Source organism: Streptomyces recifensis, from assembly GCF_002154615.1.
Taxonomy (GTDB): domain Bacteria; phylum Actinomycetota; class Actinomycetes; order Streptomycetales; family Streptomycetaceae; genus Streptomyces; species Streptomyces griseoluteus.
In genome coordinates this window covers 1-13,730 of record NZ_MUNH01000125.1, presented here as the reverse complement: position 1 = coordinate 13,730, position 13,730 = coordinate 1, and the positions used below count along the sequence as shown (strand labels likewise).

Annotated in this window: 13 protein-coding genes; 10 read left to right on the top strand and 3 right to left on the bottom strand. The window is 71.9% G+C overall.

Annotated elements, in window-relative coordinates; translation table 11 throughout:
* Nucleotides 1-36 precede the first annotated feature (36 nt).
* Nucleotides 37-915, bottom strand: a complete 879-nt coding sequence (locus CCN33_RS08300; protein ID WP_086692747.1) for a hypothetical protein — start codon at nt 913-915, stop codon at nt 37-39.
* Between the two features lie 330 nt (nt 916-1,245).
* Here CCN33_RS08300 and rplM point away from each other — a divergent pair, with 330 nt between their 5' ends.
* The 3 genes from rplM to glmM all read left to right on the top strand — a co-directional run bounded on the left by rplM (nt 1,246) and on the right by glmM (nt 3,792).
* Nucleotides 1,246-1,689 carry a 50S ribosomal protein L13 gene (rplM, locus tag CCN33_RS08295; protein WP_030811719.1) on the top strand — a complete coding sequence of 148 codons (444 nt, stop codon included), beginning with the start codon at nt 1,246-1,248 and terminating at the stop codon, nt 1,687-1,689.
* Between the two features lie 42 nt (nt 1,690-1,731).
* A complete protein-coding gene (gene rpsI / locus CCN33_RS08290) occupies nt 1,732-2,253 on the top strand; it encodes a 30S ribosomal protein S9 (protein ID WP_086692746.1) in 522 nt (173 codons plus the stop codon).
* Nucleotides 2,254-2,433: 180 nt separating this feature from the next.
* The gene (gene glmM, locus CCN33_RS08285; RefSeq protein ID WP_086692744.1) at nt 2,434-3,792 is read left to right on the top strand and encodes a phosphoglucosamine mutase; all 1,359 of its coding nucleotides are present in this window, start codon (nt 2,434-2,436) and stop codon (nt 3,790-3,792) included.
* On the opposite strand, the gene CCN33_RS08280 is transcribed toward glmM, so the two are convergent.
* Both CCN33_RS08280 and coaA read right to left on the bottom strand, forming a co-directional pair.
* Nucleotides 3,789-4,763: a DUF389 domain-containing protein gene (locus CCN33_RS08280; protein WP_086692742.1), complete on the bottom strand. Its 975-nt coding sequence runs from the start codon at nt 4,761-4,763 to the stop codon at nt 3,789-3,791. The genes glmM and CCN33_RS08280 overlap by 4 nt on opposite strands.
* 23 nt (nt 4,764-4,786) lie before the next feature.
* Nucleotides 4,787-5,755, bottom strand: a complete 969-nt coding sequence (coaA, locus tag CCN33_RS08275; RefSeq protein WP_167387794.1) for a type I pantothenate kinase — start codon at nt 5,753-5,755, stop codon at nt 4,787-4,789.
* Nucleotides 5,756-5,974: 219 nt separating this feature from the next.
* Between coaA and CCN33_RS08270 the strand changes: the two genes are divergently transcribed.
* The 7 genes from CCN33_RS08270 to CCN33_RS08240 form a co-directional block, all read left to right on the top strand.
* Nucleotides 5,975-7,186: an acyltransferase family protein gene (locus tag CCN33_RS08270; RefSeq protein WP_086692739.1), complete on the top strand. Its 1,212-nt coding sequence runs from the start codon at nt 5,975-5,977 to the stop codon at nt 7,184-7,186.
* Between the two features lie 148 nt (nt 7,187-7,334).
* Nucleotides 7,335-9,182 (top strand): glutamine--fructose-6-phosphate transaminase (isomerizing), encoded by a 1,848-nt coding sequence (gene glmS / locus CCN33_RS08265; RefSeq protein ID WP_086692737.1) that lies wholly within the window; start codon nt 7,335-7,337, stop codon nt 9,180-9,182.
* 23 nt (nt 9,183-9,205) lie between these two features.
* Nucleotides 9,206-9,577 carry a holo-ACP synthase gene (locus tag CCN33_RS08260; protein ID WP_086692735.1) on the top strand — a complete coding sequence of 124 codons (372 nt, stop codon included), beginning with the start codon at nt 9,206-9,208 and terminating at the stop codon, nt 9,575-9,577.
* Between the two features lie 46 nt (nt 9,578-9,623).
* Entirely contained in the window at nt 9,624-11,057 is a 1,434-nt protein-coding gene (locus CCN33_RS08255) for an NAD(P)H-hydrate dehydratase (RefSeq protein WP_208621683.1), read from the top strand.
* Between the two features lie 65 nt (nt 11,058-11,122).
* Nucleotides 11,123-12,277 (top strand): alanine racemase, encoded by a 1,155-nt coding sequence (alr, locus tag CCN33_RS08250; RefSeq protein WP_086692732.1) that lies wholly within the window; start codon nt 11,123-11,125, stop codon nt 12,275-12,277.
* Nucleotides 12,278-12,364: 87 nt separating this feature from the next.
* Nucleotides 12,365-13,606 carry an alpha/beta fold hydrolase gene (locus CCN33_RS08245; protein ID WP_086692730.1) on the top strand — a complete coding sequence of 414 codons (1,242 nt, stop codon included), beginning with the start codon at nt 12,365-12,367 and terminating at the stop codon, nt 13,604-13,606.
* Nucleotides 13,572-13,730: tRNA (adenosine(37)-N6)-threonylcarbamoyltransferase complex ATPase subunit type 1 TsaE (locus tag CCN33_RS08240; protein WP_140394489.1), on the top strand; the 159-nt coding region annotated here is incomplete at its 3' end. The genes CCN33_RS08245 and CCN33_RS08240, both read left to right, overlap by 35 nt.

Sequence of the window (13,730 nt, the reverse complement as noted above, 5' to 3'; positions counted from 1 at the left end):
GGCGGGGGAGTGCGGGCGGCGGAGTGCGGGCGGCCGCTACTGGTTGGCGGCCGCCGACGCCTGGGCCTCGCCGCGCCGCCGGATCTGGCGGAAGGAGAACTGGGCCAGGTCGTTGCCGGCCGCGAACACCTTGGTGTCCTTGGTCGTCACGTCCTTGCCGTTGGTGAACCCGGCGATGGTGAAGTAGGCGTACCGGCCGAGGGTGTTGGTGGTGGAGCGGCAGATCGCGGAGTCGCAGAACGCCTTGACGCCCTTGCCGGGCAGCGCGGCGACGATGCTCTTCTTGTCGGCGCGGTCCTTGAAGCGCTGGGCGTCGGTGTCGTTGTCGAAGACGGCGACGCCCACGGTGACGGCCACACCGTCCTTCACGTAGCTGACCCGCATCAGCCGGGTGCACTTCCCGGCGGCGAGCGCCTGGGCCAGGGTGCCGCCGGCGCCGGACGCGCAGTTCTTGCTGTCGCTGGTGGCGCCCTTCTTGTACACCGTCTCGCCCATGGTGAGCTGGGTGCCGGGGAACAGGGTCTCCGGGCTCAGCGGGGCGGTGTCCTTGTTGGCGCTGGCTATGAAGTCCTTCGGGTCCAGCGGCGGGGGCGCGCTGGTCGGGGCGAAGGAGGGGGCCGTGGTCGCCGTGCCGCCCGGCAGGGACGCGGTCGCGGGCAGGCTGGAGGGACCGCCCGCCCGGCTGTCCCCGCCCGCGTTCGACACGGCCATGGCGACGGCGGTGCCTATCGCGCCCGTGGCGAGCACGCCGCCCGCGACGAGCAGCACCTTGCGACGCTTCTTGCGGTTCTCCGAGGCGTCCGCGAGCGCGGCCCAGTCCGGGGTTCCGTCGTCGTCGCCGCTCTTCCACGGCTGCTGGGATTGAGGTGTCCAAGGGTCCCACTGAGACTGGGGACCCCCCTGCCCGTAACTCATGGGGCGCATCTTAGAGGGGGCCGCGAGGTCCCGGCGCGCCCGAGGGGAGCGGGTACGGAGGCGATACGGGGACCTTCGGCGCACGGGGGAACATTGCGGCAGGGAGGATTTCCGGCAAGCTCGTTTTGACCCGTCCGGGGGCGGCCCGGTAACCTAGCTCCTCGTTGTGTATTGGCTTGCTCATTCTCACGGGACGGGCCCTTACACCGGTCCACCGGGCCGATGACCAGCGATCTGCACGCGGTTGCGTCACCGCAGTGCGATCGAGGCTGTCGTGATCGTTTCGGTGACCTGTTCAGGACCATTCACTCGAAGCGAAGGCTACGAACCGTGCGTACGTACAGCCCCAAGCCCGGCGATGTGACGCGCCAGTGGTACGTCATCGACGCTCAGGACATCGTCCTGGGTCGTCTCGCCACCACCGCCGCGACCCTTCTCCGGGGCAAGCACAAGCCGATCTACGCGCCGCATGTCGACACCGGTGACTTCGTCATCGTCGTCAACGCCGACAAGGTGCACCTGTCCGGCAACAAGCGGACCCAGAAGATGGCTTACCGTCACTCCGGCTACCCGGGTGGTCTGCGCTCCGTCCGTTACGACGAGCTGCTGGACAAGAACCCCGAGAAGGCCGTCGAGAAGGCCGTCAAGGGCATGCTCCCCAAGAACTCCCTTGGCCGTCAGATGCTCTCGAAGCTGAAGGTCTACAAGGGTGACCAGCACCCGCACGCTGCCCAGCAGCCGGTGCCGTTCGAGATCACCCAGGTCGCGCAGTAATTCCGGCCACCCTTTAAGACTGAAGAGAATCTGAGGAGAATCGTGGCCGAGACCACCCCCGAGCAGCCGCTCGAAGAGACTGAGCTCGTCGACATCGAGAGCTACACCACCGAGACCGAGCTCCCCGTCGAGGGCGAGTACACGTCGGAGTCCCTCGCGTCCCGCTTCGGTGAGCCCCAGCCGGCCGCCGGCCTGGGCCGCCGCAAGAACGCCATCGCCCGCGTCCGGATCGTTCCGGGCACCGGCAAGTGGAAGATCAACGGTCGCACCCTCGAGGACTACTTCCCGAACAAGGTGCACCAGCAGGAAGTCAACGAGCCCTTCAAGGTGCTCGAGCTCGAAGGCCGCTACGACGTTGTCGCCCGCATCGCGGGTGGCGGTGTCTCCGGTCAGGCCGGTGCGCTCCGTCTCGGTGTCGCCCGTGCGCTGAACGAGGCGGACGTCGACAACAACCGCGGCGCCCTGAAGAAGGCCGGGTTCCTCAAGCGCGACGACCGTGCGGTCGAGCGCAAGAAGGCCGGTCTCAAGAAGGCCCGCAAGGCTCCGCAGTACAGCAAGCGCTAAACAGCGGCGCTTCGCGCGTACTCCGAACGCCCCGGCGGCACGCCCTGTGTGCCGCCGGGGCGTTCGTTTATCTCCGCCCAAGGGCGTATAACGACACAAGACGCTCAAAGTCTTGTGTGATCGGATGCTCGGGCGCATGCCATGATTCCTGGCAGCAGTGACGCTTCCTCGGGAGGACAAGTGGGACGACTCTTCGGTACCGACGGCGTGCGTGGCGTCGCCAACGCGGACCTGACGGCCGAGATGGCGCTCGGCCTGTCCGTCGCGGCGGCGCACGTGCTCGCCGAGGCGGGCACGTTCGAGGGCCATCGGCCGACCGCCGTGGTGGGCCGTGACCCGCGCGCGTCCGGGGAGTTCCTGGAGGCCGCCGTCGTCGCGGGCCTCGCCAGCGCGGGCGTGGACGTGTTCCGCGTCGGCGTGCTGCCCACGCCCGCCGTCGCCCACCTGACCGGCGCGCTCGGCGCCGACCTCGGTGTGATGCTGTCCGCCAGCCACAACGCGATGCCGGACAACGGCATCAAGTTCTTCGCCCGCGGCGGCCACAAGCTGGCGGACGAGCTGGAGGGCCGTATCGAGGCCGTCTACGAGTCGCACCGCCACGGCGAGCCCTGGGAGCGCCCCACCGGCGCCGGGGTCGGCCGGGTCCGCGACTACGAGGCGGGCTTCGAGACCTATGTCTCCCACCTGCTGTCGGTGCTGCCCAACCGGCTCGACGGGCTGAAGATCGTCCTGGACGAGGCGCACGGCGCGGCCGCCGGTGTCTCCCCGGAGGCGTTCTCCCGAGCCGGCGCGACCCTCGTCACCATCGGCGCCGAGCCGAACGGCCTCAACATCAACGACGGCTGCGGCTCGACCCACCTGGACCTGCTGAAGGCCGCCGTGCTGGAGCACGGCGCGGACCTCGGCATCGCGCACGACGGGGACGCCGACCGCTGTCTGGCCGTGGACCACACCGGCGAGGAGGTCGACGGCGACCAGATCCTCGCCGTGCTGGCGCTGGCGATGCGCGAGCGTTCCGAGCTGTCCGCCGACACCGTCGTGGCCACCGTCATGTCCAACCTGGGCTTCAAGCTCGCCATGGAGCGGGCCGGCATCCGCCTGGTGCAGACGGCCGTGGGCGACCGGTACGTGCTGGAGGAGATGAAGGAGCACGGCTACGCCCTCGGTGGCGAGCAGTCCGGGCACGTCATCATCCTGGACCACGCCACCACCGGTGACGGCACGCTCACCGGTCTGCTGCTGGCCGCTCGGGTCGCCGAGACCGGCCGGGCGCTGCGCGAGCTGGCGTCGGTGATGGACCGGCTGCCGCAGGTGCTGGTCAACGTCCCGGACGTGGACCGCTCCCGGGTGGGGACCTCGGCCGACCTCGCGGCCGCCGTGGGTGAGGCGGAGCGTGAACTCGGCCAGACCGGACGGGTGCTGCTGCGCCCCTCGGGCACGGAGCCGCTGGTGCGGGTGATGGTGGAGGCCGCCGACATCGACCAGGCCCGCACGATCGCCGGACGGCTGGCGGACGCGGTCAAGTCGGCGCTGGGCTAAGCGGCTTCGGGCGTCCCGCTCCTCGTGTCGTTTCCCGTCTTCGGGCCCTTCCTGCCCATCCTGGCCCAGAACGCCTTCTGGGCCAGGAGGGTCAGTACGCCCGCCACCACGATGCCGAACAGGTTCAGCAGCAGTTGCTCGCTGGAGCCGACGGTCTGCGCGGTGTCCCCGTAGGCGAGGGCCACGGCGGCGTTCGCGGCGGCCGGGACGGTGGTGACCGAGATGGCCACGCCGACCAGGGCGCCGGACTTGGCCGAGGTCAGCGAGAGCGTCCCCGCCGCGCCCGCGAGCAGCGCCACCACGAACGAGAAGGCGTCCGGCGCGTACACGAACCCGGTGTTGGGCCGGTCGCCCTCCAGTTGGGCCTTGCTGAACTGTCCGGCGGCGTCCATCAGCACGCTGAAGCCGACGGTGAGCGCTATGGCCACCGCGAAGCCGACGACCAGCGCCACCAGCGACCGGAACGCCAGCCGGGGCTTCCCGCGCACCAGCGCGGTACTGATCCCCGCCAGCGGCCCGAACTCGGGGCCCACCGCCATCGCGCCCACGATCAGCACGGCGTTGTCCAGCACCACCCCGCAGGCCGCGATCATCGTGGCGATGGCGAGGAAGGCGACGTAGGTCACCGAGAGGGTGGACTCCTCGTGGGTCTCCTCGACCAGGTGCTGCCACAGCACGGCGTCCGCGGCCTCGCCGGGCGCGTCCTTCTCGGCCTGCTCGGCGCGCGTCGACAGCGACAGGTCCACGTTGTCCGCGGCGATCGAACCGGTGCGGTCGATGCCGAGCTGCTGGAGCCGGGAGAGCAGGCCGTCGCCCGCCTCCCGTGCCACGTCGCACATCACCACGTCCCCGGCCGGGTCGCGGGCGGCGCCGGGCAGGACGACGAGGTGGGTGGCGCCGACCGTGGACTCGATCAGGCGCACCACCTCGTCGGTGCGGTCGGACGGGACGATCAGGCGCAGATGCAGCATGCGCCCATCCAACCCCCTCCCCGCTACAGCTTGCGCAGGCGCAGCCGCTGCACGGTGTGGTCGGGGCCCTTGCGGAGCTGGAGGGTGGCCCGGCCGCGGGTGGGGGCGATGTTCTCGGTCAGGTTGGGCTTGTTGATGGTCCGCCACAGCGTGCGCGCGTAGTCCACCGCCTCCTCCTCGGAGACCTGGGTGTACTTGCGGAAGTACGAGGACGGGTCCTGGAACGCCGTCTGCCGCAGCTTCTTGAACCGCTCCAGGTACCAGCGCTCGATGTCCTCACCGCTCGCGTCGACGTATACGCTGAAGTCGAAGTAGTCGGCGAGACCGACGCGGGTGCGGCCGTCGCTGCCGGGCAGGGCGGGCTGGAGGACGTTGAGGCCCTCGACGATGAGGATGTCCGGGCGGCGCACGGTGAGGCGCTCGCCGGGGACGATGTCGTAGATGAGGTGGGAGTAGACCGGTGCGGTGACCTCGTCCTTGCCGGCCTTGATGTCGGCGACGAAACGGGTCAGGGCGCGGCGGTCGTAGGACTCCGGGAAGCCCTTTCTGGACATCAGCCCGCGGGCCTGCAGCTCCTTCGTCGGCAACAGGAAACCGTCCGTCGTGACCAGCTCCACGCGGGGGTGCTCGGGCCACCGGGAGAGCAGTGCCTGGAGCAGGCGGGCCACGGTGGACTTGCCGACGGCCACCGAGCCCGCCACGCCTATGACGAAGGGGGTGCCGGACTGGGAGCCCTTCTCGCCCAGGAAGGTGTTCAGGGCGCCTCTGAGGCCGTCGGTGGCGCCGACGTAGAGGTTGAGCAGCCGGGAGAGCGGGAGGTAGATGTCCCGCACCTCGTCGAGGTCGATGACGTCGCCGAGGCCGCGCAGCTTCTCCACCTCCTCGGCGGTGAGCGGCTGCGGCGTCTTGTCGCGCAGCGCGCTCCACTCGGCGCGGGTGAGATCGACGTAGGGAGTCGCCTCCGGCCTGTGCCGGTGGGCGCTCCGGGGCATCGCGGAGACCGGTGAGATCACATTCCATTGTTAACGCTGTTTGAACGGGAGTGGGGGTGGGGTCGGTCACGTCCCGGCGATGAAATGTGTGAGCGTCGTGTGTGGCAGGGTCGAAAGTTGTCCGGAGACGTGGGGGCAACCGTTCTTACTGCTCAGTCGTCGTGTGAACGTGAGTTCGTACGATGCGGACACAGAGACTGGCGCTGAAATGGTGGATGGATGACCCTGAGGGAAGACGCGGTGGTGGCGGTCGAGGCCGAAGAGGAGCCCGCCGGGGAGTTGGCCACCGCACATGTCCGGGTGACACAGGCGCCCTCGGAGCCGAAGGAGGCCGCCCCGAGCATGCGGGGCAAGGGGCAGCGGCTGGCCGCGCTGGACGGGCTGCGGTTCCTGGCCGCCGTCGCGGTGGTGGTCTTCCACTTCACCGGGCAGACGCCGGACACGATGGAGCACATCTGGGGGCGCCCGTACCAGGCGATCTTCCCGGACTCGCACCGCTATCTGGCCTTCGGCCGGCTCGGGGTCGACCTGTTCTTCCTGATCAGCGGCTTCGTCATCTGCATGAGCGCCTGGGGCCGGTCGCCGCGGGACTTCTTCATCTCCCGCGTGACCCGGCTGTACCCGATGTACTGGATAGGCGTGCTGGTGTCGGCGGCCGTCATCTACCTCTTCGACACCCCGATGGGTCACCCGAACCCGCGGGTGGTCTTCGCCAACCTCACGATGCTCCAGAAGCCGCTCGGCGTGGACAACCTGGACTCGGTGTACTGGACGCTCTGGCCGGAGCTGTGCTTCTACCTGACGTTCTCGATCGTGGTGTGGAAGGGCCTCACCTACACCCGCGTCGCCGTGTTCGCCGGTATCTGGACGGTCGCCGCGGTGCTGGCCCCGGCCGCTCATCTGCCGCTGCTGACGGTCCTGGTCAACCCGGTCTCCGCGCCGTTCTTCATCGCGGGCATGGCGTTCTACCTGATGTACCGGTTCCGGGCGACCCCGCTGCTGTGGGGGATCGTGCTGATGTCGTGGCTGTTGGCGATGCACTTCATCCTCACCCCGCACGGCGGCCGGCTCGACTGGGACACCTGGCACCCGTGGCGCGGCTGGCTGGTGCTGACGATCACCGGCTTCTTCGCGCTGATCGCCGCCATCGCGCTCGGCTGGACCAGCCGCATCCAGTGGCGGTGGCTGAGCGTGGCGGGAACGATGACGTTCCCGCTGTACCTGCTGCACGACGTGATCGGCCTGACCGTCGCCCACCACTTCGGTGACCGGATGGACCCCCGCCTGCTGGTGGTGTCCACGGTGGCCGCGCTGGTCCTGCTCGCCTACGTGGTGCACCGGCTCGTGGAGCGCCCGATCGCGAAGTACATGCGCCGCTGGCTCAACAGCGCCTCCTTCGGCCTGGAGGCCCCTGCGGTACGCCGCGGCTGAGCCCGGAAGGGGGGGGCACCGCGTGGACGACCTTCACGTGGTGCCCCCCTTTTTTTGTCCGTTCGCGTCCTCGTACCCGAGTGAAAATTTCCGAATCCGGGCACGCGGAAGCGGTTTTGGACCGCTGACGGACCGTAGGCTGCGGCACATGTGCGGAATCGTGGGATACGTAGGGGCGCAGTCGGCGCTCGATGTCGTGATGGCCGGGCTGAAGCGGCTGGAGTACCGGGGCTACGACTCGGCCGGTGTCGCGGTGCTCGCGGACGGCGGCCTGGCCACGGCGAAGCGGGCCGGGAAGCTGGTCAACCTGGAGAAGGAGCTGGGCGAACACCCGCTCCCGGCCGGCACCACCGGCATCGGGCACACCCGCTGGGCCACCCACGGCGGCCCGACGGACGCCAACGCCCACCCGCACCTGGACAACGCGGGCCGGGTCGCGGTCGTGCACAACGGCATCATCGAGAACTTCGCCGTACTGCGCGCGGAACTCAGCGAGCGCGGCCACGACTTGGCCTCCGAGACGGACACCGAGGTGGTCGCGCACCTGCTGGCGGAGGAGTTCTCCGCGAGCGCCGACCTCGCGGAGGCGATGCGGCTGGTGTGCCGCCGCCTGGAAGGCGCGTTCACCCTCGTAGCGGTGCACGCCGACGAGCCGGACGTGGTCGTGGGCGCCCGCCGCAACTCCCCGCTGGTGGTGGGCGTCGGCGAGGGCGAGACCTTCCTCGCCTCCGACGTGGCCGCGTTCATCGCGCACACCCGCGAGGCCATCGAGCTGGGCCAGGACCAGGTGGTAGAGCTGCGCCGCGACGGCGTCACGGTGACCGGGTTCGACGGCAGCCCGGCCGAGGTCCGCGCCTACCACGTCGACTGGGACGCCTCGGCCGCCGAGAAGGGCGGCTACGACTACTTTATGCTCAAGGAGATCGCCGAGCAGCCCAAGGCCGTCGCCGACACCCTCCTCGGCCGCATCGACCCCTCCGGCTCGCTCACCCTGGACGAGGTCCGGATCGGCGCGGCCGAGCTGCGCGAGGTCGACAAGGTCGTCATCGTCGCCTGCGGCACCGCCTTCCACGCCGGGCTGATCGCCAAGTACGCCATCGAGCACTGGACCCGCATCCCCTGCGAGGTCGAGCTGGCCAGCGAGTTCCGCTACCGGGACCCGATCCTGGACGGGCGTTCGCTGGTCATCGCCATCTCCCAGTCCGGCGAGACCATGGACACCCTGATGGCGCTCAGGCACGCCCGCGAGCAGGGCTCCAAGGTGCTGGCCATCTGCAACACCAACGGCTCGACCATCCCGCGCGAGTCCGACGCCGTGCTCTACACGCACGCCGGCCCCGAGGTCGCCGTCGCCTCCACCAAGGCGTTCCTGACCCAGCTGGTCGCGTGCTACCTCGTCGCCCTCTATCTGGGCCAGGTGCGCGGCACCAAGTGGGGCGACGAGATCCGGGACGTCATCCGCGACCTCTCCCGGATCTCCGGCGCGGTCGACCGGGTCCTGGAGACCATGGAGCCGGTACGGGAACTCGCCCGCTCGCTGGCGGAGAAGAACACGGTGCTCTTCCTCGGCCGCCATGTGGGCTACCCCGTCGCCCTGGAGGGTGCCCTCAAGCTCAAGGAACTCGCCTACATGCACGCCGAGGGCTTCGCGGCGGGCGAGCTGAAGCACGGCCCGATCGCGCTGATCGAGCAGGACATGCCGGTCGTCGTCATCGTGCCCTCCCCGCGCGGCCGTTCCGTGCTGCACGACAAGATCGTCTCCAACATCCAGGAGATCCGCGCCCGCGGCGCCCGCACCATCGTCATCGCCGAGGAGGGCGACGAGGCGGTCGTCCCGTACGCCGACCACGTCGTCCGCATCCCGGCCACGCCCACCCTGCTCCAGCCGCTGGTCTCGGCGGTGCCGCTGCAGGTGTTCGCCTGCGAACTGGCCACCGCGCGCGGCAACGAGGTGGACCAGCCGAGGAACCTGGCGAAGTCGGTGACGGTGGAGTAGGGGAGCGGCCGTAGGCTCCCGGCATGAGCATCATCGGGGTCGGGATCGACGTGGCCGAGATCGACCGGTTCCGGGCGGCGCTGGAGCGCACGCCCAACCTGGCCGCCCGGCTGTTCGTCGCCGGGGAGCTGACGCTGCCGGGCGGGGAGCGGCGCGGGATCGCCTCGCTCGCCGCCCGCTTCGCCGCCAAGGAGGCCCTCGCCAAGGCGCTGGGCGCCCCCGCCGGGCTGCTGTGGACCGATGCCGAGGTGTACGTCGAGGCCAGCGGGCAGCCCCGGCTGCGGGTCAAGGGCACCGTCGCGGCCCGCGCGGCCGAGCTGGGGGTGCGCTCCTGGCACGTCTCGCTCAGCCACGACGCGGGCGTGGCCTCCGCCGTGGTGATCGCCGAGGGGTGAACCATCCGGGTGCGAGGGCCCGCGATTCGGGGGCAGACTCGGACCCATGCGTACTGCGTACAGCGTGGAGACGGTACGGGCCGCCGAGCGCGCCCTGATGGCCCGGCTGCCCGAGGGCACCCTGATGCAGCGGGCGGCCGCCGGACTGGCCGCCGCCTGCGCCGAGTTCCTCGGGCGGGTGTACGGCAGCCGGGTGGTGCTGCTCGTCGGCAGCGGCGACAACGGCGGTGACGCGCTGTACGCCGGGGCGCGGCTGCGGCGGCGCGGCGCCGGCGTCACCGCCGTCCTCCTTGCGCCCGACCGCGCCCACGAGGGCGGCCTCGCCGCGCTGCGCCAGGCGGGCGGCGACGTCATCGGCCCCGAGCGGGCGCTCGGCGCGATCGAGCGGGCCGACCTCGTGGTGGACGGTGTCGTCGGCATCGGCGGCAAGGGGGGCCTCAGGCCCGACGCCGCCCGCCTCGCCTCGGCCGCCGAGCGGGCGCGGGCCGCGATCGTCGCCGTGGACCTGCCCAGCGGGGTCGACGCGGACACCGGCGAGGTGTCCGGCTCCGCCGTACGCGCCGACCTCACCGTCACCTTCGGCGCCTACAAGCCCGGCCTGCTGATCGACCCCGGCCGGGAGTACGCCGGGACGGTACGGCTCGTCGAGATCGGCCTCGAACTCCCCCCGGACCCGGTGCTTCAGGCCCTCCAGCACGAGGACGTGGCCCGGCTGCTGCCCCGGCCCGGCGCGGAGAGCGACAAGTACCGGCGCGGGGTGCTCGGCATCGCCGCCGGCTCCGCGCGCTACCCCGGCGCCGCCGTGCTCGCCGTCTCCGGCGCGCTGCGCGGCGGCGCGGGCGCCGTACGGTACGTCGGTCCCGCCGGGGACGCGGTCATCGCCCGCTTCCCCGAGACCCTCGTCTCCGACCAGGGACCCGACCACGCGGGCCGGGTGCAGGCGTGGGTGGTGGGACCGGGCGCCGGGGACGACGCGGCGACCGTGGCGAAGGTGCTCGGCGCCGACGTACCCGTGCTGCTGGACGCCGACGGGCTGCGGCTGGCCGACCGCGACCTCGTACGCGGGCGCACCGCGCCGACCCTGATGACCCCTCACGCCGGGGAGGCCGCCGCCCTGCTGGCGGTGCGGCGGGAGGAGGTCGAGGCGGCCCGGCTGACCTCGGTGCGCGAACTGGCCGCCGCCTACCGGGCGACGGTGCTGCTGAAGGGCTCCACCACGCTGGTCGCCGACCCCGGTGGCGGCCCGGTACGGGTCAACCCCACCGGCACCGGCTGGCTGGCCACCGCCGGAAGCGGTGACGTGCTGTCAGGGCTCGCCGGATCGCTGCTCGCCTCCCGCCTGTCCGCGCTGGACGCGGCGAGCGTCGCCGCCTACCTGCACGGCCTCGCCGGGCGCCTGGCCTCGCGCGGCGTCCCCATCGCCGCGCTGGACATCGCCGAGCACCTCCCGGACGCCTGGCGGGACGTGGTGCGGGACTGAGCACGGCGGATCGCCGAGGAGTGCGGCCGGGGGCCGCCGACGCCCTCTGAGAGACTGGGGGCGCCATGAACGAGACTTCCGCTGTGCCGACCGCGCCCCTGCGCGCCCGCGCCGAGATCGATCTGGGTGCCCTGCGCGCCAACGTCCGGGCGCTGCGCGCCCGTGCCAAGAGCGCCCACCTGATGGCCGTCGTCAAGTCGGACGCGTACGGCCACGGTGCCGTGCCGTGCGCCCGCGCGGCCCTGGAGGCCGGGGCGACCTGGCTGGGCACGGCCACCCCGGAGGAGGCCCTCGCCCTGCGCGCGGCCGGGCTGCCGGGCCGGATCATGTGCTGGCTCTGGGTGCCCGGCGGGCCCTGGCGGACGGCGATCGAGGCCGACCTCGACGTCGCGGTCAGCGGGATGTGGGCGCTGCGCGAGGTCGGCGACGCCGCCCGCGAGGCGGGGAGGCCCGCGCGGGTGCAGCTCAAGGCCGACACCGGGCTCGGCCGCAACGGCTGCCAGCCCGAGGACTGGCCCGAACTGGTCGGCGCCGCGCTGGAGGCCGAGGCCGCCGGGCTGATCCAGGTCACCGGACTGTGGTCCCACTTCGCCTGTGCCGACGAGCCCGGCCACCCCTCCATCGCCGCCCAGCTCACCCGGTTCCGGGAGATGGTGGCGTACGCCGAGGAGCGGGGCGTGGCGCCCGAGGTGCGGCACATCGCCAACTCCCCGGCCACGCTGACCCTTCCGGAGACCCACTTCGACCTCGTCCGTACCGGCATCGCGATGTACGGCATCTCGCCCAGCCCCGAGCTGGGCACCCCGGCCGACTTCGGGCTGCGCCCGGTGATGACGCTGAGCGCGTCGCTGGCGCTGGTCAAGCGAGTGCCGGGCGGGCACGGCGTCAGCTACGGCCACCACTACGTCACCCCCGGCGAGACCACCCTCGGACTGGTGCCGCTGGGCTACGCCGACGGCATCCCCCGGCACGCCTCGGACGGCGGCCCGGTGCTGATCGACGGCAAGCTGCGGACCGTCGCGGGGCGGGTGGCGATGGACCAGTTCGTGGTCGACCTCGGCGGCGAGGAGCCCCGGCCGGGCACGCGGGCCGTGCTGTTCGGGCCCGGCGACGGGGGCGAGCCCACCGCCGAGGACTGGGCGCAGGTGTGCGGCACGATCGCGTACGAGATCGTCACCCGGATCGGCACCCGCGTGCCCCGCGTCCATGTGAACGGATGACCCCTGCGGGTACCGGGCACGCTACTGTCCGGTAGCTCCAGGGCGCACGGGCCCGGCGGACGGCAGTATGGCGAGGAGGAACGGCACGTGAGCGAGAGCAGTGCGGAGGCCGTCGTGGACGCGGTGGCCGCGACGGCCGCGTCCGGCGGCTGGCGCAGGGCGACCGGTCTCGCCGGCGCCGCGATAGGCGTCCTGGCCGCCAGCGCGGCGGCCGGGGTCGCCATAGAGCGGATGACGGTCGGCCGCGGCATACGCCGCAAGGCCGTCCTGGCGCTGGACTCCGCCGGCCCCTACGGCACCCTGCGCGGCACCCCCGGCAAGGCCGTCTCCGACGACGGCACCGAGCTGCACTACGAGGTCGACGACGTGGAGCCCGACCCCGGCCCGAACGTCTCCCCGCGCCGCCGCAGGCTCTTCGGCCGCAAGGCGCCCGCCCCGGTGACCGTCGTCTTCTGCCACGGCTACTGCCTCGGCCAGGACTCCTGGCACTTCCAGCGGGCCGCCCTGCGCGGCGTCGTCCGCACCGTCCACTGGGACCAGCGCAGCCACGGGGAGTCCGGGCGGGGCGTGGCCCAGATCCGTGACGGGCTGCCCGTCACCATCGACCAGCTCGGCCGGGACCTCAGGGCGGTGCTGGACGCTGCCGTGCCCGAGGGGCCCGTGGTGCTGGTGGGGCACTCGATGGGCGGGATGACGGTGATGGCGCTGGCCGCGCAGTTCCCGGAGTACATCCGGGACCGGGTCGTCGCGACCGCGTTCGTCGGCACCTCCTCCGGGCGGCTCGGCGAGGTCAACTTCGGGCTCCCGGTGGCCGGGGTCAACGCCGTGCGCCGGGTGCTGCCGGGCGTGCTGAAGGCGCTCGGGCAGCAGGCGGAGCTGGTGGAGAAGGGGCGCCGGGCCACCGCGGACCTGTTCGCCGGGGTGATCAAGCGGTACTCGTTCGCGGGGCGGGACATCGACCCGGCGGTCGCGCGGTTCGCGGAGCGGATGATCGAGTCCACGCCGATCGACGTGGTCGCGGAGTTCTACCCGGCCTTCACCGACCACGACAAGACCGAGGCGCTGGCCTGCTTCCAGGACATGCCGGTGCTGGTGCTCGCCGGGGTGCGGGACCTGGTCACGCCGAGCGAGCACAGCGAGGCCATCGCGGACCTGCTGCCCGACGCCGAGCTGGTGCTCGTGCCGGACGCCGGGCACCTGGTGATGCTGGAGCACCCCGAGGTCGTCACCGACCGCCTCGCGGACCTGCTGACCCGCGCGGGAGCCGTACCGGCAGGGGCTACCGTAAGCGGTTATGGAAGAGGCAGTAGCACCGCACAACCCGGCTGAGACCCGGCTCACCGTCACCTCCCCCGAGCAGATGCGGGAGCTTGGCCTGAGACTGGCCGGGCTGCTGCGCGCGGGCGACCTGGTGATGCTGACCGGGGAGCTGGGCGCGGGCAAGACGACGCTG

Coding starts and splice junctions, on each gene's coding strand:
- CCN33_RS08300 (WP_086692747.1), bottom strand. CDS start 915: ATGAGTTACGGGCAGGGGGGTCCCCAGTCTCAGTGGGACCCTTGGACA.
- CCN33_RS08280 (WP_086692742.1), bottom strand. CDS start 4,763: ATGCTGCATCTGCGCCTGATCGTCCCGTCCGACCGCACCGACGAGGTG.
- coaA (WP_167387794.1), bottom strand. CDS start 5,755: ATGCCCCGGAGCGCCCACCGGCACAGGCCGGAGGCGACTCCCTACGTC.
- CCN33_RS08270 (WP_086692739.1), top strand. CDS start 5,975: ATGACCCTGAGGGAAGACGCGGTGGTGGCGGTCGAGGCCGAAGAGGAG.
- glmS (WP_086692737.1), top strand. CDS start 7,335: ATGTGCGGAATCGTGGGATACGTAGGGGCGCAGTCGGCGCTCGATGTC.
- CCN33_RS08260 (WP_086692735.1), top strand. CDS start 9,206: ATGAGCATCATCGGGGTCGGGATCGACGTGGCCGAGATCGACCGGTTC.
- CCN33_RS08255 (WP_208621683.1), top strand. CDS start 9,624: ATGCGTACTGCGTACAGCGTGGAGACGGTACGGGCCGCCGAGCGCGCC.
- alr (WP_086692732.1), top strand. CDS start 11,123: ATGAACGAGACTTCCGCTGTGCCGACCGCGCCCCTGCGCGCCCGCGCC.